Raw genomic sequence first — 20,327 nt, forward strand, 5'->3', positions numbered from 1 at the left:
GCGATTCTGCATGAGCGACAAGGGGTGTTGATGGGGGGGCAGGAAAATCAGATTTGCCCTACTTTTTTAGAGATTTGTCCTTCAAAAAACAGGATAGAAAACTACAGACATTAGTGTCAGAAATGTTGTGCTGGAGCGAAGGCCGTCATCGCGGGCAAGCCTTGCTCCTACAGGTTCGTGTCGTTCACACCTATAGGGGCCACCTCAGAACTGTAGGAGCAAGGCTTGCCCGCGATGGCGGCCGCGACGGCAATAAACCTCCTCCCCGCAAACAAAAAACGGCCCGCATCCAGTAGGAAGCGGGCCGTTTTGTTGTAGCCGAAAGGTCAGAGCATCAGCTCATCCCGATCACTTGTTCAGGCGGAAATCTGCCTCGGCAGCGGCGAAGCGCTGAAGCATGCCGTGAGTTGGCGCGCCCAGTTTGCTGACGATGTAGATCGCCAGGCTGGCGAAGATGAAGCCCGGGATGATTTCGTACAGGCCCAGCAGTTCGAAGTGTTTCCACACGATCACGGTGATCGCGCCGACCAGGATGCCGGCCAGTGCGCCGTTGCGGGTCATGTCTTTCCAGATCACGGAGATCAGGACAACCGGACCGAAAGCAGCACCGAAACCAGCCCAGGCGTAGCTGACCAGACCCAGTACACGGTTTTCCGGGTTAGCCGCCAGAGCGATAGCGATCAAGGCAACCAGCAGCACCATGGCGCGACCGACCCAGACCAACTCGACCTGGGAAGCGGTTTTACGCAGGAAGGTTTTGTAGAAGTCTTCGGTCAGGGCGCTCGAGCACACCAGCAGTTGGCAGCTCAGGGTGCTCATCACAGCAGCCAGAATGGCCGACAGCAGTACACCGGCAACCCATGGGTTGAACAGGATCTTGGCCAGTTCGATGAACACACGTTCGTGGTTCTCGCTCACTGGCATGGCCACGGCAGGGTTTGCCGAGAAGTAGGCAATACCGAAGAAACCGACAGCCACGGTGCCACCCAGGCACAGGATCATCCAGGTCATGGAGATACGGCGAGCGTTAGCGATCGACTTGACCGAATCCGCCGCCATGAAACGCGCCAGGATGTGCGGCTGACCGAAGTAGCCCAGGCCCCAGCCCATCAACGAGATGATGCCGATGAAGGTGGTGTTTTTCAGCATGTCGAAGTTGCTTGGGTCTTGCGCTTCGATGGCCAGGAACGTGGTGTCGATGCCGCCGGTGGCCAGCAGCACGATGATCGGCGTCAGCAACAGGGCGAAGATCATCAGGGTGGCTTGTACGGTGTCAGTCCAGCTCACTGCCAGAAAACCGCCGACGAAGGTGTAGGCAATCGTCGCCGCAGCACCGGCCCACAGCGCCGTCTCGTAGGACATGCCGAAGGTGCTTTCAAACAGACGGGCGCCAGCCACGATGCCGGAAGCGCAGTAGATGGTGAAGAACACCAGGATCACGACCGCGGAGATGATCCGCAGCAGGCCGCTTTTGTCTTCGAAACGGCTGGAGAAGTAATCCGGCAGGGTCAGCGCATCACCGTTGTGCTCGGTCTGCACGCGCAGACGGCCGGCGACGAACAGCCAGTTCAGGTAAGCACCGATGATCAGACCGATGGCGATCCAGCTTTCGGACAGACCGGACATGTAGATAGCGCCCGGCAGGCCCATCAACAACCAGCCGCTCATGTCGGAGGCGCCGGCGGACAATGCAGTCACGACGCTGCCCAGGCTGCGACCGCCCAGAATGTAGTCAGAAAGGTTGTTGGTGGAGCGATAGGCCATGAAGCCGATCAGCACCATTGCTGCGATGTAGATCACGAACGTGATCAGTGTTGGATTGCTTACGCTCATTAAGTGATGCCCTGGCTTTGTTTTTATGTAGCGGCAGAGTGTGAAACCGCCGACAAACGACAACGTTTGTTCAGACGACTTCGGGGCCCGCGCATTTATGACTGATGTTTCCCCAGGAAAGCCATCAGCCGGTGCACCTGTCTTTTTTGACCGGTTGCACCTTGGGCGCGAATGCTATTCAACAAAGCAAATAAGGTGCAACCAGTTTCGCGAGAATAAGTTGCACCTAGTCGGATTTACCTGAAAAAGCCCTGTTTTTGCTCCCTTTTAGCGCAGTCTTGGCGGTTTACTAGAAGCAAAAGCACCAAGCAGGAGCGGTACGCTCGTACCGGAATTTATTTCCTGACGAGCTGCGTATTATTCCGACAAAAAAAGGGTTGCACCCGGTTGCACCTCGACGGTTGCACGGCTAATCTTGCCGCCAGCTGATGCCACGCGGTCGTGGCAAACATGAGGATAAAAATATGGCTACCACCACCCTTGGGGTCAAACTTGACGACCCGACCCGCGAGCGCCTCAAGGCCGCCGCGACCTCGATTGATCGAACGCCGCACTGGCTGATCAAGCAGGCAATTTTCAATTACCTGGAAAAACTCGAGGGTGGTGCAACCCTGACCGAGCTGAGCGGTTTGATCAGCAAAGATGCTGACGACGCCGGCGAAGTCCACGCTGACCACGCGCACCAATGCTTCCTCGAATTCGCCGAAAGCATCCTGCCGCAATCGGTCCTGCGCGCTTCGATCACCGCCGCTTACCGTCGCCCTGAGCCGGAAGTGGTGCCGATGCTGATCGAGCAGGCTCGCCTGCCGATCGCCATGGCCGAAGCCACCAACAAGCTCGCCGCCTCGATTGCCGAAAAACTGCGCAATCAGAAGAGCGCCGGCGGCCGTGCCGGGATTGTTCAGGGCCTGTTGCAGGAATTTTCCCTGTCGTCCCAGGAAGGCGTGGCGCTGATGTGCCTGGCCGAAGCGCTGCTGCGTATTCCGGACAAAGGCACCCGTGACGCACTGATCCGCGACAAGATCAGCACCGGCAACTGGCACCCGCACTTGGGTAACAGCCCGTCGCTGTTCGTCAACGCCGCCACTTGGGGCTTGCTGCTGACCGGCAAACTGGTCGCCACCCACAACGAAGCCGGCCTGACGTCGTCCTTGAGCCGCATCATCGGCAAGAGCGGCGAGCCGATGATCCGCAAGGGCGTCGACATGGCCATGCGCCTGATGGGCGAGCAGTTCGTGACCGGCGAAACCATCGCCGAAGCCCTGGCCAACGCCAGCAAGTTCGAAGCCAAAGGCTTCCGCTACTCCTACGACATGCTGGGTGAAGCCGCACTCACCGAGCACGATGCCCAGAAGTACCTGGCCTCGTACGAACAAGCCATCCACTCGATCGGCAAAGCGTCTCACGGCCGTGGGATTTATGAAGGTCCGGGCATTTCCATCAAGCTGTCGGCACTGCACCCGCGTTACAGCCGTGCGCAGTACGAGCGTGTGATGGACGAGTTGTACCCGCGCCTGCTGTCGCTGACCCTGCTTGCCAAGCAATACGACATCGGCCTGAACATCGACGCCGAAGAAGCCGACCGCCTCGAGCTGTCGCTGGATCTGCTGGAGCGCCTGTGCTTCGAGCCGCAACTGACCGGCTGGAACGGCATCGGTTTTGTGATCCAGGCTTATCAAAAGCGTTGCCCGTACGTGATCGACTACGTGATTGACCTGGCTCGTCGCAGCCGTCATCGCCTGATGATCCGTCTGGTAAAAGGCGCGTACTGGGACAGCGAAATCAAGCGCGCCCAGGTCGAAGGCCTGGAAGGCTACCCGGTCTACACCCGCAAGGTGTACACCGACGTTTCCTACATCGCCTGCGCCCGCAAACTGCTGTCGGTGCCGGAAGTCATCTACCCGCAATTCGCCACGCACAACGCCCACACCCTGTCGGCCATTTACCACATCGCCGGTCAGAACTATTACCCCGGCCAGTACGAGTTCCAGTGCCTGCACGGCATGGGTGAGCCGCTGTACGAACAGGTTGTAGGCAAAGTTTCCGAAGGCAAGCTGAACCGTCCGTGCCGCGTGTACGCACCGGTCGGTACTCACGAAACACTGCTGGCGTACCTGGTACGTCGTCTGCTGGAAAACGGCGCGAACACCTCGTTCGTCAACCGCATCGCCGACCAATCCATTTCGATCCAGGAGCTGGTGGCCGATCCAGTGGCCAGCATCGAGCAGATGGCTACGCTGGAAGGCGGCTTCGGCCTGCCGCACCCGCGTATTCCGCTGCCGCGTGATCTTTATGGTGCCGAGCGCGCCAACTCCAGCGGCATCGACATGGCCAACGAACATCGTTTGGCTTCGCTGTCCTGCGCCCTGCTGGCAACCGCTCATAACAACTGGAAAGCCGCGCCGATGCTCGGTTGCGCGTCCAGCACTGAAACCCCTGCGCCAGTCCTGAACCCGTCGGATCTGCGTGACGTGGTCGGCCATGTGCAGGAAGCGACTGTCGAAGACGTCGATAACGCGATCCAGTGCGCCCTGAACGCTGCACCGATCTGGCAGGCCACTCCGCCCGCCGAACGTGCCGCGATTCTGGAACGTGCCGCTGATTTGATGGAAGGCGAGATCCAGCCGCTGATGGGCCTGCTGGCTCGCGAAGCCGGCAAGACCTTCGCCAACGCCATCGCCGAAGTACGTGAAGCCGTGGACTTCCTGCGTTATTACGCGGTGCAGGCTCGCAACGATTTCACCAACGACGCCCACCGCCCGTTGGGTCCGGTGGTCTGCATCAGCCCGTGGAACTTCCCGCTGGCGATCTTCAGTGGCCAAGTCGCTGCAGCATTGGCTGCCGGTAACCCGGTACTGGCCAAGCCTGCGGAACAAACCCCGCTGGTAGCTGCTCAAGCCGTGCGCTTGCTGCTCGAAGCCGGGATTCCGGAAGGCGTGCTGCAACTGCTGCCGGGCCGTGGCGAAACCGTTGGCGCGCGTCTGGTCGGTGACGATCGGGTCAAAGGCGTGATGTTCACCGGTTCCACCGAAGTCGCTCGTTTGCTGCAACGCAACGTCGCGGGTCGTCTGGATGCACAAGGCCGCCCGATTCCACTGATCGCCGAAACCGGTGGCCAGAACGCGATGATCGTCGACTCCTCGGCACTGACCGAACAAGTTGTGATCGACGTGGTGTCCTCAGCCTTCGACAGCGCCGGCCAACGTTGCTCGGCACTGCGTGTGCTGTGCTTGCAGGAAGATTCCGCTGACCGTGTCATCGAAATGCTCAAAGGTGCCATGGCTGAATGCCGTCTCGGCAACCCGGAACGCCTGTCCGTGGACATTGGCCCGGTGATCGACGCCGAAGCCAAGGCCGGTATCGAGAAGCACATCCAGGGCATGCGCGACAAAGGTCGCAGCGTGTACCAGGTGGCAATCGCCAACACCGAAGAAGTCAAACGCGGCACCTTCGTGATGCCGACGCTGATCGAACTGGAGAGCTTCGACGAGCTGCAACGGGAGATCTTCGGTCCGGTGCTGCACGTGGTTCGCTACAAGCGCAAAGACATCGATCAGCTGATCGGTCAGATCAACGCTTCCGGCTATGGCCTGACACTTGGCGTACACACTCGCATCGACGAGACCATCGCCAAGGTGATCGACAACGTCAACGCGGGTAACGTCTACGTGAACCGCAACATCGTCGGTGCTGTGGTCGGCGTGCAACCGTTCGGTGGCGAAGGTTTGTCGGGTACCGGTCCGAAAGCGGGTGGTCCGTTGTACCTGTACCGCCTGTTGTCGACGCGTCCTACCGATGCAATCGAACAATCCTTCGCTCGTGGTGATGCCATCGCGGCACCGGACGTTCGTCTGCGTGATGCCATGAGCAAACCGCTGAAGGCCCTGCAAGCCTGGGCCGACAGCAGCAAGCTCACCGAGCTGAGTACCCTGTGCGTGCAGTTCGCGGCGCAATCGCAAAGCGGGATCACCCGTCTTCTGGCGGGCCCGACCGGCGAACGCAACAGCTACGCCATTCTGCCGCGAGAACATGTGCTGTGCCTGGCGGAAGTCGAAGGCGATCTGCTGACGCAACTGGCGGCGGTATTGGCCGTCGGCGGTTCGGCGGTATGGCCGGAAGCTGAATTGACCAAGGCGTTGTTCGCACGTCTGCCGAAGGAAATTCAGGCGAAGATCAAGCTGGTTTCCGACTGGAGCAAGGACGAAGTGCTGTTTGATGCGGTTCTGCATCACGGCCATTCCGATCAGCTGCGTGCGGTCTGCCAGCAAGTGGCCAAACGTGCTGGTGCGATCGTTGGGGTTCATGGCTTGTCGCAAGGCGAGACCAACATTGCGCTGGAGCGTCTGGTGATTGAGCGGGCGTTGAGCGTTAACACTGCTGCGGCGGGTGGTAATGCCAGTTTGATGACTATCGGCTAAACCGCAATTCCACCGGGCGCCCGCAATGGACGCCCGGTATGCAATATCCCCTGTGGGAGCGAGCCTGCTCGCGATAGCGGTATGTCATCCGACATCTGTATTGGATGACATACCGCTATCGCGAGCAGGCTCGCTCCCACATTTGATTAGCGGTGCCCGCACCACACCATCACGCTCATCAATCATCCTGTTCACCCCGCCCTCCCCACGCCTAGACTCGGTCCATCCCAAAAAAAGGTAGGCCGCCATGTCCGAGACGTTGCTCAGTTCCCGCAATCTGGCTTTCGAGCTGTATGAAGTCCTTGATGCCGAGGGCCTGACCCAGCGTGAGCGTTTCGCCGAGCACAACCGCGAGACCTTCGACGCCGCCATCGGCACCGCCCGCACCATCGCCGAGAAGTTCTTTGCCCCGCACAATCGCAAGGGTGACGAGAATGAGCCGCGCTATGAGGACGGTCAGGCGATTCTGATTCCGGAAGTGAAACCGGCGGTGGATGCCTTCCTCGAAGCCGGTTTCCTCAACGCTGCGCGCAGTTTCGATGCGGGTGGCATGCAACTTCCTACGCTGTTGTCCCAAGCCTGCTTCGCACATTTTCAATCAGCCAACGCGGCGTCGACCTCTTATCCGTTCCTGACCATGGGCGCGGCGAACCTGATCGAAAGTTTCGGCACCGAGGAGCAGAAACAGCGCTTCCTGCAACCGATGATCGACGGTCGCTTCTTTGGCACCATGGCGCTGACCGAACCGCATGCCGGCTCGTCGCTGTCGGATATTCGTACCCGCGCAGAGCCTGCGTCTGACGGCACGTATCGACTCAAGGGCAACAAGATCTTTATCTCTGGCGGTGATCATCCGCTGTCGGAAAACATCGTGCACATGGTGCTGGCCAAGCTGCCGGATGCACCGGCCGGAGTGAAAGGGATTTCGCTGTTCATCGTGCCCAAGTTTCTGGTCAACGATGACGGCAGCCTGGGCAAACGCAACGATGTGTTGCTGGCGGGGCTGTTCCACAAGATGGGCTGGCGCGGCACCACCTCCACCGCGCTGAACTTCGGCGATAACGGCGAGTGTGTCGGCTACCTGGTGGGCAAGCCTCATCATGGCTTGAGCTACATGTTCCAGATGATGAACGAGGCGCGGATCGGCGTCGGCATGGGCGCGGTGATGCTCGGTTACGCCGGTTATCTGTATTCCCTGGAATACGCCCGCGAACGTCCGCAAGGTCGCGTGCCGGACAGCAAGGACCCGAACACCGCACCGGTGGCGATCATTCAGCACGCCGACGTCAAACGCATGTTGCTGACCCAGAAAGCTTACGTCGAAGGATCGTTCGACCTGGGGTTGTACGCGGCGCGGTTGTTTGACGACACCACGACCCTTGAGACTGAAGCCGAGCGCAAACAGGCCCATGAACTGCTGGATTTGCTGACGCCGATCGTCAAATCCTGGCCGTCGGAGTTTTGCCTGAAGGCCAACGAACTGGCGATCCAGATACTCGGCGGCCATGGCTACACCCGCGAATACCCGGTGGAGCAGTATTACCGCGACAACCGCCTGAACCCGATTCATGAAGGGACTCACGGCATTCAATCGCTGGACTTGCTGGGCCGCAAACTGGCGCAGAACGGTGGTGCGGGGCTCAAGCAATTGATCCGTCTGATTGCCGATACCGCCGAGCGTGCGCAGGCTTATGAATCGTTAACCGCGCTGCGTGAGCCGCTGGAGAAATTGGTGGCGCGTCTGCAAACGGTGACCATTGGCCTGCTGACGGATTTGGCGCAAGGCAAGGTTAATAGCAGCCTGGCGAACTCGGCGCTGTACCTGAAAGTGTTCGGGCACACGGTGATTGGCTGGCGCTGGCTGGAGCAGGCGATTCGCGCGGAGGAGGGGTTGGCCAAAGGGAATGCGGCGGATGTGAGCTTCTATAAAGGCAAGCTGCAGGCGGCGCGGTATTTCCTGACGTGGGAAGTGCCGGGTTGCCACCATGAATTGGCGATTCTTGAGGCGCGGGATGATGTGTGCCTGAGCATGCAGGATGAGTGGTTCTGATTAGAACCCTGTGGCGTCGCTGAAATCCAATCGCGGGCAAGCCCGCTCCCACAAGGATCTCTGTTGTTCACAGATAATGTGTCCAACACAAAAATCCTGTGGGAGCGGGCTTGCCCGCGATTGCGTCAGCACTGCCGTCGCATTTTTCAGGTGAGTTTGAAGCTACCCATCTGCCGCGCCAGATCATCGGCCAACCGCTGCAACGTCTGACAATCCTCACGACAAGCCCTGACCTCCCCGGCGGTTGCACGGGCCAAATCAGAAATCCCCTGCACGTTCCGGTTGATCTCCTCCGTCACCGCCGACTGCTCTTCCGTCGCCGCCGCCACCTGATGGTTCATGTCGCTGATGCGCTCCACCTGCCCGGTAATCGCCGTCAACGACACCCCGGTGCGCTGGCTCGACTCGACGCCCGTGCCGGTCGCCGCTTGCCCGGAATGCATCGACGACACCGCGTTCTCCGCACCTTGCTTGAGGCTGCCAATCATCTGCTGAATCTCATCAGTCGACGACTGCGTGCGCCGCGCCAACGTCCGCACCTCATCCGCGACGACCGCAAACCCACGCCCCATGTCCCCGGCCCGCGCCGCTTCGATGGCCGCGTTGAGCGCGAGCAAATTGGTCTGCTCGGAAATCCCGCGAATCACTGCCAACACCTGATCGATGGAGGCCACCTGATGGGCCAACTCGCCCACCGCACTGGCAGCGAGGCCAATCTCATCGGACATGCTTTCAATATGCCGGATCGACCCGCCCACCACTTCCCGCGCCTGCATCGCCTCATCCCGGGCAGTTTGTGAAGCCACCGCTGCATTGCCGGCGTTCTGCGCGATTTCCTGCACGGTCAGGCCCATTTCGTGGACGGCGGTGGCGACCATGTCGGTCATTTCCTGCTGGCGGCCGGAGCGTTCGGCGGTGTTGTCCACCACCCGCGCCACCTGGCCGACGGCCGTGCGTAAACGCTCGCTGGTGGTCAGCACTTCGCCGATCATGTCGCGCTGGCTTTCCAGGAATCGATTGAAGCCGCGAGCCAGGTCACCCAGTTCATCAGCGCGACTGGAATCTAACCTGTGGGTCAAATCTCCACCACCGCTACCGATGGCTACCAGCGCCGCTGTTACCTGACGGATCGGCCGCACCAATCCACGGGCCAACAACACCACCAGCATCAGGCAAACCAGCGCCACCGCCAGGCCGATGCCGCTGCTCATCCACATCGCGCGGCGGGCTTCGGCGTAGATCTGCGACTGTGGCACTTCGGCCACCAGGGTCCAGCCCAAGTCCCGCAACGGCAGGCTCAATGCCAGGAAATCTTCGCCATCGCGATCGAAGCTGCTGTGGGTGGCAGCTTGTTGGCCCATGACGGCTTGCGCTGCCGGGGCGCCAATCTGCTCGGCCAAGGAGCGTTTGCCGCTGAACTGCGCTTCGGGGTGAACCTGGATCAAACCGTCGGAACGCACGAGATAGACCTTGCCGCGCTCACCGAAGTTGAAATTGTGGATCAGCTCCGACAGCTCTTTCATGCTCAGGCCAAGTCCGGCAACGCCCACGACTTTGCCGGCCTGCTCGACCTTGAGGTCGATGAACAGCGCCAACTCTCCGGTCGCGGTGTCATTGTCGATATTGAGGGTGCGCGGCTGATTGCTGTCGAGAAACGAATAGAACCAGGCGTCTTTGGGGTTGGAACGGCTGAGGGTCCGGTCCAGGCCTTTTTCCGTGAAGTAGTGGTTTGAAGCAGTGCCGACGATCAACGCGGTAAAGGCTTTGTGCTCGGCGCGGATGCCTTCCAGATACTCCACGAACGTGGCGGTCTGGGCACTGTTTTCACCCCCGGCCAGCCAGTCGCGCACCATGCTATTGCTGGCGATGTCTTTGGCGGCGGTGAGGGGTTGAACGAGGATTCGCTCGATGTCGTTGCGCATCGCTTCGATGCTCGACGGCAGCGCTTGTTCGACCAGATAGCGCTCGGCGAGACGGTTGACCACGAGGGTATAAATGCCAACCACGATCAGAATACTGACCAGCAGGGCGGTGCCCATGCTCAGGATCAACTGCCATTGAATACTGCGTCGCCAGAACTGCATGGAGCACCCCCAAAGAATAAGAGGCTGAAACACTGCAACAGCCGTGCCGATTGTATACAACGCAAACGACAATTTATTCTTTGGTTGTGCGCAAAGCCGATCAGGCCTGATTGATCGTCTTGGAGATCACTTCAACCGTGGCGCTGACTTGCTCTTGGTAACGGTCGAGTTCCTGCTTGTGCTGTTTCTGCATTTCGATCTGCTGGGAGCACAGATTCATCGCGGCCAATACCAGCAAGCGGTCACCGATCAGCGTCGGGTACTTCCTTTTGGTGTCGGCCAAGGCAGCCTTCAGCATTAACGCGGCGTCCAGCAGGGTTTGCTCTTCCCCGGCCGGCGCCTTGATCGAATAGTCCTCCCCCAGGATCGAGACGACTTTTACCCCTGCGGCGCCGTGATTCATGCGCTGACTGGGCCGGCGCTGACGCGCTCAACCAGGGCCTGGATGCGTGCAGCGGTGGCACCTTGTTTCTCTTCCTGTTCCATCAGGCTCAGCTGCAGGCTTTCGTTTTCATCCTTGGCCTGGGCCAGTTCTGCGCTCAGGGTTTGGTTGGTGCCGAGCAGGGTCTGGTTCTGTTGCACCAGGTCGCTGACCAGCTGTTCCAATTGGCTTAGGGATGCTTCCAACATTTTGATTTTCCAAGCATTTTCAAAGGGCGCGTACGATAAAGAAAAGTCACCACGGATGCCAGGGTTATTGGGGCGCAAGGCCTTGATTTTCCTGGCGGGCGACCTTCCTCGCGAGCTTTAAAGACTGTGATTGGCGGATCTGGTTCCTGCACTTCGTCGCCGGAGCGGTTGTGCGACAAAAACCCGCAGGGGCTCAAGACTTTAGTCGTATGACCGATAAGTCATCCATACGTCAGTCTCAGCGCCGCACGGATGCGCTCTTTTCGGTAAACACCATGTCCCTTCGTAATATGAATATCGCGCCACGGGCGTTCCTCGGTTTTGCCCTGATTGGCGGCCTGATGCTGATTCTGGGTGTGTTTGCCTTGAACCAGATGAGCAAGATTCGCGGCGCCGCCGAGGACATCACCTCAAGCAGCGTGCCGAGCATCAAAAGCCTCGACGAGTTCACGCAACTCACCCTGCGCCTGCGGGTGCTGTCCTACCGTTTGCTGGTGAACCGCGAGCCGGATGTCCAGCAAAAGACTATTGAACTGCTGGAAACCCGCAATCAGCAGATTCGTGCCGCTCAGGCGACTTACGAAAAACTGATCACCAGCCCGCAGGAACGTTCGGCCTACGACCAGTACGTGCAGTTGCTCGGCCAGTACCGTCAGATCGAAGACCGGATGAAGACCCTGTCGCGCAACAATCAGGTGGATGAACTGCGCACCCTGCTCAACACCGATCTGCTGACCAACTCCGAAGCGGTGAACACCGTGTTGAACCGTTTGCTGGAGATCAACACTCAGCAGACCCTCGACACCAATCAGCAAGCCGCCGACCAGTACGCTTCGGCCTTCAACCTGGTGATCACCCTGCTGGTGATCGCGACCGGCCTGACCCTGCTTTTCGCCTGGTTGCTGACCAACAGCATCACCAAGCCGATCGCCAACGCCCTGAGCGCTGCCGAGGAAATTGCTGAAGGCAACCTGACCCACCCGATCACCGTCGATGGTGAGGACGAAGCCGGCCGCTTGCTGCTGGCCATGTCGAAGATGCAGGACAAGCTGCGCGACACCCTGCAACGGATTTCCGGTTCCGCCACGCAACTGGCGTCCGCCGCTGAAGAACTCAACAGCGTCACCGACGAAAGCGCCCGTGGCCTGACCCAGCAGAACAACGAAATCGAACAAGCCGCCACCGCAGTCAACGAAATGACCAGCGCCGTGGAAGAAGTCGCGCGCAATGCCGTCAGCACGTCCGAAGCCTCGAAAAACGCCACCACCTCCGCCGGTGATGGCCGTGACCTGGTGCAGGAAACCGTCAGCGCCATCGAACGCATGAGCGCCGACGTGCAGAGCACCGCGACCCTGATTGGCGACCTGGCCAACGAGTCCCGTGACATCGGCAAAGTGCTGGACGTGATTCGCGGCCTGGCTGATCAGACCAACTTGCTGGCATTGAACGCGGCGATCGAAGCCGCCCGTGCCGGTGAGGCCGGTCGTGGTTTTGCCGTGGTGGCGGACGAGGTTCGTGCCCTGGCGCATCGCACCCAGCAGTCGACCAGCGAAATCGAACGCATGATCGGCAGCATCCAGAGCGGTACCGAGCACGCGGTGGATTCGATGCGCAACAGCACCGAGCGCGCTGAATCGACGTTGAACATCGCGCGTGGTGCAGGCATGTCGCTCGACACTATTAATAGCGCGATCGTCGAAATCAACGAACGTAACCTGGTGATCGCCAGCGCTGCCGAAGAGCAGGCGCAAGTGGCCCGCGAAGTGGACCGCAATCTGGTGAACATTCGTGATCTGTCGGTGCAGTCGGCGACCGGGGCGAATCAGACCAGTGCTGCGAGCAATGAGTTGTCGCGATTGGCGCTGGACCTGAACAATATGGTTGGGCGGTTTAGCCTCTGATCGGGATTTGTGGTGCTTTCAAGAGCCACCCCTCACCCCAGCCCTCTCCCCATGGGGGAGAGGGGGAAAGGGAGCCGATCTTCATGCTTTTCAAAGCCTGAGTTCGACTTGAGTTTTTCAGGTCGCAGTATTTAGAACAAACACCTCGGTCAGTCCCCTCGCCCCTCGGGGAGAGGGTTAGGGTGAGGGGGCCGGTCGCAAGCCGAACAAAAAACCTGAACACCACACCGTCAAAAGCTTTTTGACAGCATCACATTTCAACAGGTTAGAATCGCTGGCACGCAGACTGCATGGTCAGTTTGCGCCCGCCTTTCAGCTTTCTGGAGTACTGCCTTTGAATGCGACGACCATCAACAGCCTGTTCTTGATCGGCGCGTTGCTGGTAGGTGCGAGCATTCTGGTGAGCTCACTTTCATCGCGCCTCGGTATCCCGATTCTGGTGATCATCCTCGCGGTGGGCATGTCGGCCGGTGTCGATGGTGCCGGCATTATTTTCGATAACTACCCAACGGCTTATCTGGTCGGCAACCTCGCGCTGGCAGTCATCCTGCTCGACGGCGGCTTGCGCACCCGGGTTTCCAGCTTTCGCGTGGCGTTATGGCCGGCGCTGTCGCTGGCGACGGTCGGGGTGTTGATCACCACCGGGCTGACCGGCATGGCAGCCGCGTGGCTGTTCAACCTGAACCTGATTCAGGGGCTGCTGATCGGCGCTATCGTCGGTTCCACCGACGCCGCGGCGGTGTTCTCGCTGCTCGGCGGCAAGGGCCTGAACGAACGGGTGACCGCCAGCCTCGAGATCGAGTCCGGCAGCAACGACCCGATGGCGGTGTTCCTCACCGTGACCCTGATCGACATGCTCGCCAGCGGCCAGACCGGTCTGCACTGGAGCCTGCTCGGGCACTTGATGCGTGAGTTCGGTATCGGTGCTGTCATCGGCCTGGGCGGCGGCTGGGTCATGCTGCAACTGGTCAACCGCATCCATTTGGCCACCGGCCTTTATCCGATCCTGGTCATTGCTGGCGGATTGGTCGTGTTTGCCCTGACCAACGCCTTGCACGGCAGCGGCTTTTTGGCGGTTTACCTGTGCGGTCTGGTCATCGGTAATCGCCCGGTGCGCAGCCGCCACGGCATTTTGCACATGCTCGATGGCATGGCCTGGCTGGCGCAAATCGGCATGTTCCTGGTACTGGGGCTGCTGGTAACGCCACACGACTTGTTGCCGATTGCCCTGCCCGCTCTGGGCCTGGCGCTGTGGATGATTCTGTTTGCGCGGCCGTTGTCGGTGATCGTCGGCCTGCTGCCCTTCAAGGCGTTCCATGGGCGCGAGAAGGCGTTCATTTCCTGGGTCGGGTTACGCGGCGCGGTTCCGATCATTCTGGCGGTGTTCCCGTTGATGGCCGGCCTGCCCAACGCCCAGCTCTATTTCAACCTCGCCTTCTTTATCGTGTTGGTGTCGCTGCTGGTGCAGGGCACGAGCCTGCCGTGGGTGGCGAAGCTTTTGAAAGTGACCGTTCCGCCAGAGCCGGCGCCGATCTCCCGTGCCGCCCTGGAAGTCCACGTCACCAGTGAGTGGGAGCTGTTCGTTTATCGCCTCGGTGCCGAGAAATGGTGCATCGGCTCGCCCCTTCGCGAACTGAAAATGCCCGAAGGCACCCGCATTGCAGCCCTGTTTCGTGGCCAGCAACTGCTCCATCCGTCGGGTAGTACGGTGCTCGAAGTCGACGATTTGCTGTGCGTAATCGGCCATGAACACAACCTTCCGGCCCTCGGAAAACTCTTCAGCCAGGCACCGCAACGGGGCCTCGACTTGCGCTTCTTCGGCGACTTCGTACTCGAAGGAGACGCCCAGCTGGCTGCGGTTGCGGCGCTGTACGGGTTGAAAGTGGAAGGCATCGATCCGGACATGTCGCTCGGCCACTTCATTGCCCAGAAAGTGGGCGGTGCACCCGTAGTCGGTGACCAGGTGGAGTGGAACAACACCATTTGGACCGTCGCGGTCATGGAAGGGAACAAGATCGGTAAAGTGGGCGTCAGATTCCCCGAAGGAAGTCGCCCCGGCCCGGGACTCTTCCTCTAAACTCCACACTTCGTCTCGTTTTCGATCGGTCTCTATGTCAACCCTGCGCACGTTTATCATCACGGCCCTGCTGGGCTTGAGTCTTTCTGTCGGTACATTGCAAGCGGCCGAACCGCCGTCCAGCGAAGCCGTGCAGGCGAACCTGGACAAGATCGCCGACCGCAAACTGCCGGAAGCCGATCAGAAAGCACTCCAGAGCATCCTGCAAAGCACGCTGACACAGCTCAACAACAAGCGTGATTACGAGCAGAAACTGGCCGATCTCAAGCAGCAACTGGCCAACGCCCCCAAGCAGAACATCGAGAACCAGCGAGAACTGACCAAGCTCAAAGCCACCAAATTGCTGCCAGTACCGCAGCGCTATGCCAAAGAGCCTATTCAGCAACTGGAGCAAATGCTCACCGAGCGCTCCACCCAGCAAAGCGATCTGCAAAAAGCCCTGGCCGACGCCAACAGTCTGGTGATTACTGCCCAGACCCGCCCCGAGCGCGCCCAGGCCGAAATTTCTGCCAGCCAGACGCGCATCCAGCAGATCAACAACATCCTCAAGATCGGCAAGGACGCCGGCAAGATCTTGACCCCAGAGCAACGCGACCTGCTCAACGCAGAGCTCGCGGCGCTGAATGCCCTGATCCCGTTGCGTCGCCAGGAACTGGCCGGCAACAATCAACTGCAGGACCTGGGCAACAGCCAGCATGACTTGCTCTCGGAAAAATCCGATCGCCTGGATCAGGAAATCCAGGAGCTGCAAACCCTGATCAACCAGAAGCGCCTGGCCCAGTCCCAGGAGACGGTGACGCAGCAATCCATCGAAGCGCAGAAATCCGGTGGCAGCAGCCTGCTGGCTACCGAAAGCGCAGCCAACCTCAAGCTTTCTGACTACCTGCTCAAAAGTACCGACCGCCTCAACGAAGTCACCCAGCAGAACCTGCAGACCAAGCAGCAACTGGACAACGTGACCCAGAGCGACTCAGCGCTGGACGAGCAAATCAACGTGCTCAAGGGCAGCCTGCTGCTCTCCAAGATTCTCTACAAACAGAAACAGTCCCTGCCACGCCTCAGGCTCGACCGTGACCTGGCCGACCAGATCGCCGACATTCGCCTCTATCAATTCGAAGTCAGCCAACAACGGGAACTGCTCAGCAACCCGGCGACCTACGTAGACAACCTGCTGTCGACTCAGCCTCCCGAGCAAGTCACCCCGCAACTGCGCAAGAGCCTGCTGGAACTGGCCACGACCCGCGCCGACCTGCTGGAGCGGCTGAACCGCGAACTCAGCGCTGTGCTCAACGAATCCATCACGTTGCAACTCAATCAGAAGCAACTGCTCAGCACCGCGCAAAGCCTGCGGGCGACCCTCGATGAGCAGATGTTCTGGATTCCCAGCAACAAGCCGCTGGACCTGGAATGGATGCGCGCCGTGCCGGAGCGCCTGGAACGTCAGGTCACCACGCTGCCGTGGGCTTCCAGCCTGAGCGAATTAAGTGATGGCCTGACCCAACGGCCACTGCTGTTCCTGCCCCTGGCGCTGTTGATCGGTGCTCTGCTGTGGCGACGCAAAAGCCTGTACGCCCGACTGAGCAAGGTTCACCAGGACATCGGTCACTTCAAACGCGACAGCCAGTGGCACACGCCGCAGGCAATCCTGATCAACATTCTGCTGGCGATGCCGGTATCCCTGGGCCTGGCCTTGTGTGGCCTGGCCTTGCAAATCGACGCCCGCGGACAGAACGCGAACATGGGCGCGGCACTGCTGCAAATGGCCCAGGCGTGGCTAGTGTTCTACACCGCTTACCGGATTCTTGCGCCAGGCGGCGTGGCCGAACTGCATTTCCGCTGGGAAAAACCTCAGGTCGAGTTCCTGCAGGGCTGGGTCCGTCGACTCGGGCTGGTGGTCATGGCATTGGTCGCGGTGGTGGCAGTCGCCGAACTGCAACCCGCGACCCTGGCCGATGACGTACTCGGCATGCCGGTGGTGCTGACCTGCTATGCACTGATGGCCTGGCTGCTCAGCCGCCTGCTGATCAGCAGCCCGACTCACCAGAACGCTTCGCTGTTCCGCAAGGCCGTGGGGATCCTGTTCACCGTCCTGCCTGTCGCGTTGTTCGTGGCGGTGTGCTTCGGCTATTACTACACCGCGCTGAAGCTCAGTGACCGATTGATCAACACCCTTTACCTGCTGATGTTCTGGCTGGTGATCGAGGCCACCTTCGTGCGCGGCCTCAGCGTTGCGGCACGCCGTCTGGCCTACCAGCGCGCCCTGGCCAAACGCCAGGCCGCGAAAGAGGCCGGCGACGGCGAAGCGGTGATCGAAGAGCCAACGCTGGATATCGAGAAGGTCAACGAACAGTCCCTGCGCCTGATCCGCCTGGCACTGCTGGGTGGTTTCATCGCGGCGTTGTACTGGGTCTGGTCCGATCTGATCTCTGTGTTCTCGTACCTGGATAACGTCACCCTCTACGAATACACCAGCGGTACCGGCGCCAACATGAGCATGGTGCCGATCAGCATTGGCGACATGCTCGGCGCGCTGATCATCATCGGCATCACCTTCGCCCTCGCGCGCAACTTGCCGGGGTTGCTGGAAGTGTTGGTGCTGTCGAAGCTGAACCTGGCTCAGGGCAGTGCCTATGCCACCACTACGTTGCTGTCTTACGTGATCGCTGGCATCGGTTTCGTCTCCACCCTGTCGACACTCGGCGTGAGTTGGGACAAGTTGCAATGGCTGGTGGCGGCGCTGTCGGTGGGTCTCGGCTTCGGGATGCAGGAAATCTTCGCGAACTTCATCTCCGGGATCATGATCCTGTTCGAACGTCCGGTGCGGATCGGCGACACCATCACCATTGGCAACCTGTCGGGTACGGTGAGCAAAATCCGCATCCGCGCCACGACCATCACCGACTTCGACCGCAAGGACATCATTGTCCCGAACAAGACGTTCATCACCGGACAATTGATCAACTGGTCCCTGACCGACACCATCACCCGAGTGACCCTCAAGCTCGGTGTCGATTACGGCTCGGACCTGGACCTGGTCAAGGAATTGCTGCTCAAGGCCGCGCGCGATAACCCGCGAGTACTGAAAGACCCGGAACCCCACGTGTACTTCCTGAACTTCGGCGAAAGCACCCTCGACCACGAGTTGCGCATGCATGTACGTGACCTCGGTGACCGTAACCCGGTGCTCGATGAGGTCAACCGCTTCATCAATCGCGAGTTCAAGAAACAGCACATCAACATCTCGTTCCGGCAGATGGAGGTTTACCTCAAGAACATCCAGGGCCAGGAATACAGAATGGTGCCCGTCGATCCGGAAGCCAAAACCATTGCGCCCAAACCCGATGGCCAACCGCTGCAAGAGCCGCCAGCCACCAAGCTCGACTAAGCGGCTTATCCCTAGCAGAATGCTCGGACATTCTGCTGGAGATGGCCCTTGAAAGCCCTCGACGAACTGACCTTCGATAATCGTTTCGCCCGCCTGGGCGATACGTTTTCCACCCATGTGCTGCCCGAGCCGATCGACAATCCGCGTCTGGTGGTGGCCAGCCCTGCCGCCATGGCGCTGCTCGATCTAGACCCTGCCGAGGCCGAAACCCCTGAGTTCGCCGAACTGTTCAGCGGCCATAAGCTCTGGGCCGACGCGATCCCACGGGCGATGGTCTATTCAGGTCATCAGTTCGGTTCCTACAACCCACAGCTGGGCGATGGTCGCGGTCTGTTGCTGGGCGAGGTCTACAACGAGGCCGGCGAGCATTGGGACCTGCACCTCAAGGGTGCCGGCCAGACGCCCTTTTCGCGCATGGGTGATGGACGGGCGGTGCTGCGGTCCTCGATTCGCGAATTTCTTGCCTCCGAAGCGCTGTATGCCCTGAACATCCCGACCACCCGCGCCCTATGCGTGATCGGCTCCGACACGCCGGTGTGGCGCGAGAAGCAGGAACGCGCGGCCATGGTCCTGCGCATGGCGCCGAGCCATGTGCGTTTCGGGCATTTCGAATATTTCTACTACACCAAACGTCCCGAGAAGCAGAAAGAACTCGGCGATCACGTGCTGGCCATGCATTTCCCGGAATGCCTGGAACAGCCGGAACCGTACCTGGCGATGTTTCGTGAAATCGTCGAGCGCAATGCCGAACTGATCGCCAAATGGCAGGCTTATGGCTTCTGCCACGGCGTGATGAACACCGACAACATGTCGATCCTCGGCATTACCTTCGACTACGGCCCGTTCGCGTTTCTCGACGACTTCGACGCCCACTTCATCTGCAACCACTCGGATGACCAGGGCCGTTACTCCTACAGCAACCAGGTGCCGATCGGCCAGTGGAACCTCAGCGCCCTAGCTCAGGCCCTGACGCCGTTCATCAGCGTCGAAGCCCTGCGTGAAACCCTCGGCCTGTACTTCCCGTTGTACCAGGCCCATTACCTGGACCTGATGCGCCGCCGCCTCGGTTTCACTAAGGCCGAAGATGAAGACCAGAACCTGCTGGAGCACCTGCTGCAACTGATGCAGAACAGTGGCGTCGACTACAGCCTGTTCTTCCGCCGCTTGGGAGAAGAATCACCGGAACTGGCCGTCGCCCGGTTGCGCGATGACTTCGTCGACATCAAAGGTTTCGATGCCTGGGGCGAACTCTACATCGCCCGGGTGACACGTGAAGGCGAGGTTGATCAGGAACAACGCCGCAAACGGATGCACGCCGTCAATCCGCTGTACATCCTGCGTAACTACCTGGCGCAGAAAGCCATCGATGCGGCGGAAAGCGGCGACTATTCAGAAGTTCGCCGCCTGCATGCGGTGCTGAGTAATCCGTTCGATGAGCAACCGGGGATGGAGAGCTACGCAGAGCGGCCGCCGGAGTGGGGCAAGCATCTGGAGATCAGTTGCTCGTCTTGAGTAGAACACTGAATATTTCAGATTGGCATTGATTGGTGCTCTCGGTCATAGGCTTCGATATGGTCGCCTATGATCGACACCAGCCCCTCTAACGGATGCAATTCATCGTTGCCCATTATTTTTAGCAACTCATTGCGCGATTCGACCAACCGTTCGTATTCAGCTTCGGATTCAGGTCGTTTTAACAACCATGATACGGACGGCCAATGTTCAATGGCTTGTTTGACGATATCGCTCATTTTTGTGCCTATTTGGTTGCTATCGGAAAGTGCGAGTGAAGATTAAGAGTTGAATCACTCGCTAACTAGCAGACAGAGGCACCTTGACCTGTAGGTCACCTCTCCAATTGCAGAAGGCTCCTGCCTACATATCTCTGCCTTGATAAACGCGGGCTTTGCCTCCAGATCCATCGCATCGACTGCCAACTTTCGAAGAGC

11 protein-coding genes and 2 pseudogenes are annotated in these 20,327 nt (G+C 59.7%); 7 read left to right on the forward strand and 6 right to left on the reverse strand.

Annotated elements, in window-relative coordinates; genetic code table 11:
* Positions 1-348: 348 nt before the first annotated feature.
* A complete protein-coding gene (gene putP, locus PMI27_RS28320) occupies positions 349-1,833 on the reverse strand; it encodes a sodium/proline symporter PutP (protein ID WP_008149655.1) in 1,485 nt (494 codons plus the stop codon).
* A 464-nt stretch (positions 1,834-2,297) separates the two neighbouring features.
* On the opposite strand from putP, the gene putA reads away from it, so the two are divergent.
* Positions 2,298-6,251, forward strand: a complete 3,954-nt coding sequence (gene putA, locus PMI27_RS28315) for a trifunctional transcriptional regulator/proline dehydrogenase/L-glutamate gamma-semialdehyde dehydrogenase (protein WP_008149653.1) — start codon at positions 2,298-2,300, stop codon at positions 6,249-6,251.
* Between the two features lie 247 nt (positions 6,252-6,498).
* Positions 6,499-8,301: an acyl-CoA dehydrogenase gene (locus tag PMI27_RS28310; RefSeq protein WP_008149651.1), complete on the forward strand. Its 1,803-nt coding sequence runs from the start codon at positions 6,499-6,501 to the stop codon at positions 8,299-8,301.
* A 146-nt stretch (positions 8,302-8,447) separates the two neighbouring features.
* On the opposite strand, the gene PMI27_RS32340 is transcribed toward PMI27_RS28310, so the two are convergent.
* From PMI27_RS32340 to PMI27_RS28295, 4 genes and pseudogenes are all read right to left on the reverse strand, one after another.
* Entirely contained in the window at positions 8,448-9,293 is an 846-nt protein-coding gene (locus tag PMI27_RS32340; RefSeq protein ID WP_443200773.1) for a methyl-accepting chemotaxis protein, read from the reverse strand.
* A 21-nt stretch (positions 9,294-9,314) separates the two neighbouring features.
* Positions 9,315-10,385: pseudogene (locus PMI27_RS32345) on the reverse strand (HAMP domain-containing protein); the annotation flags it as partial.
* 100 nt (positions 10,386-10,485) lie between these two features.
* The gene (locus PMI27_RS28300; RefSeq protein WP_008149648.1) at positions 10,486-10,788 is read right to left on the reverse strand and encodes a cell division protein ZapA; all 303 of its coding nucleotides are present in this window, start codon (positions 10,786-10,788) and stop codon (positions 10,486-10,488) included.
* Positions 10,785-11,015, reverse strand: a complete 231-nt coding sequence (locus PMI27_RS28295; RefSeq protein ID WP_008149645.1) for a hypothetical protein — start codon at positions 11,013-11,015, stop codon at positions 10,785-10,787. The genes PMI27_RS28300 and PMI27_RS28295 overlap by 4 nt, the downstream gene beginning before the upstream one ends.
* 290 nt (positions 11,016-11,305) lie before the next feature.
* On the opposite strand from PMI27_RS28295, the pseudogene PMI27_RS32350 reads away from it, so the two are divergent.
* The 5 genes and pseudogenes from PMI27_RS32350 to selO form a co-directional block, all read left to right on the forward strand.
* A pseudogene (locus PMI27_RS32350) lies at positions 11,306-12,061 on the forward strand (MCP four helix bundle domain-containing protein); the annotation flags it as partial.
* A complete protein-coding gene (locus PMI27_RS32355) occupies positions 12,053-12,916 on the forward strand; it encodes a methyl-accepting chemotaxis protein (RefSeq protein ID WP_371922129.1) in 864 nt (287 codons plus the stop codon). The pseudogene PMI27_RS32350 and the gene PMI27_RS32355, both read left to right, overlap by 9 nt.
* Before the next feature lie 334 nt (positions 12,917-13,250).
* Positions 13,251-14,993, forward strand: coding sequence for a potassium/proton antiporter (locus PMI27_RS28285; RefSeq protein ID WP_008149642.1), 1,743 nt, complete (start codon positions 13,251-13,253; stop codon positions 14,991-14,993).
* A gap of 34 nt (positions 14,994-15,027) precedes the next feature.
* Positions 15,028-18,378, forward strand: coding sequence for a mechanosensitive channel MscK (gene mscK, locus PMI27_RS28280; RefSeq protein ID WP_008149640.1), 3,351 nt, complete (start codon positions 15,028-15,030; stop codon positions 18,376-18,378).
* A 48-nt stretch (positions 18,379-18,426) separates the two neighbouring features.
* Positions 18,427-19,890 (forward strand): protein adenylyltransferase SelO, encoded by a 1,464-nt coding sequence (selO, locus tag PMI27_RS28275; RefSeq protein ID WP_008149638.1) that lies wholly within the window; start codon positions 18,427-18,429, stop codon positions 19,888-19,890.
* A 17-nt stretch (positions 19,891-19,907) separates the two neighbouring features.
* Here selO and PMI27_RS28270 read toward each other — a convergent pair whose 3' ends face one another.
* Positions 19,908-20,129 (reverse strand): hypothetical protein, encoded by a 222-nt coding sequence (locus tag PMI27_RS28270; RefSeq protein ID WP_008149636.1) that lies wholly within the window; start codon positions 20,127-20,129, stop codon positions 19,908-19,910.
* Positions 20,130-20,327: the final 198 nt, after the last annotated feature.

Origin of the sequence: Pseudomonas sp. GM41(2012), assembly GCF_000282315.2 — a bacterium.
Classification (GTDB): domain Bacteria; phylum Pseudomonadota; class Gammaproteobacteria; order Pseudomonadales; family Pseudomonadaceae; genus Aquipseudomonas.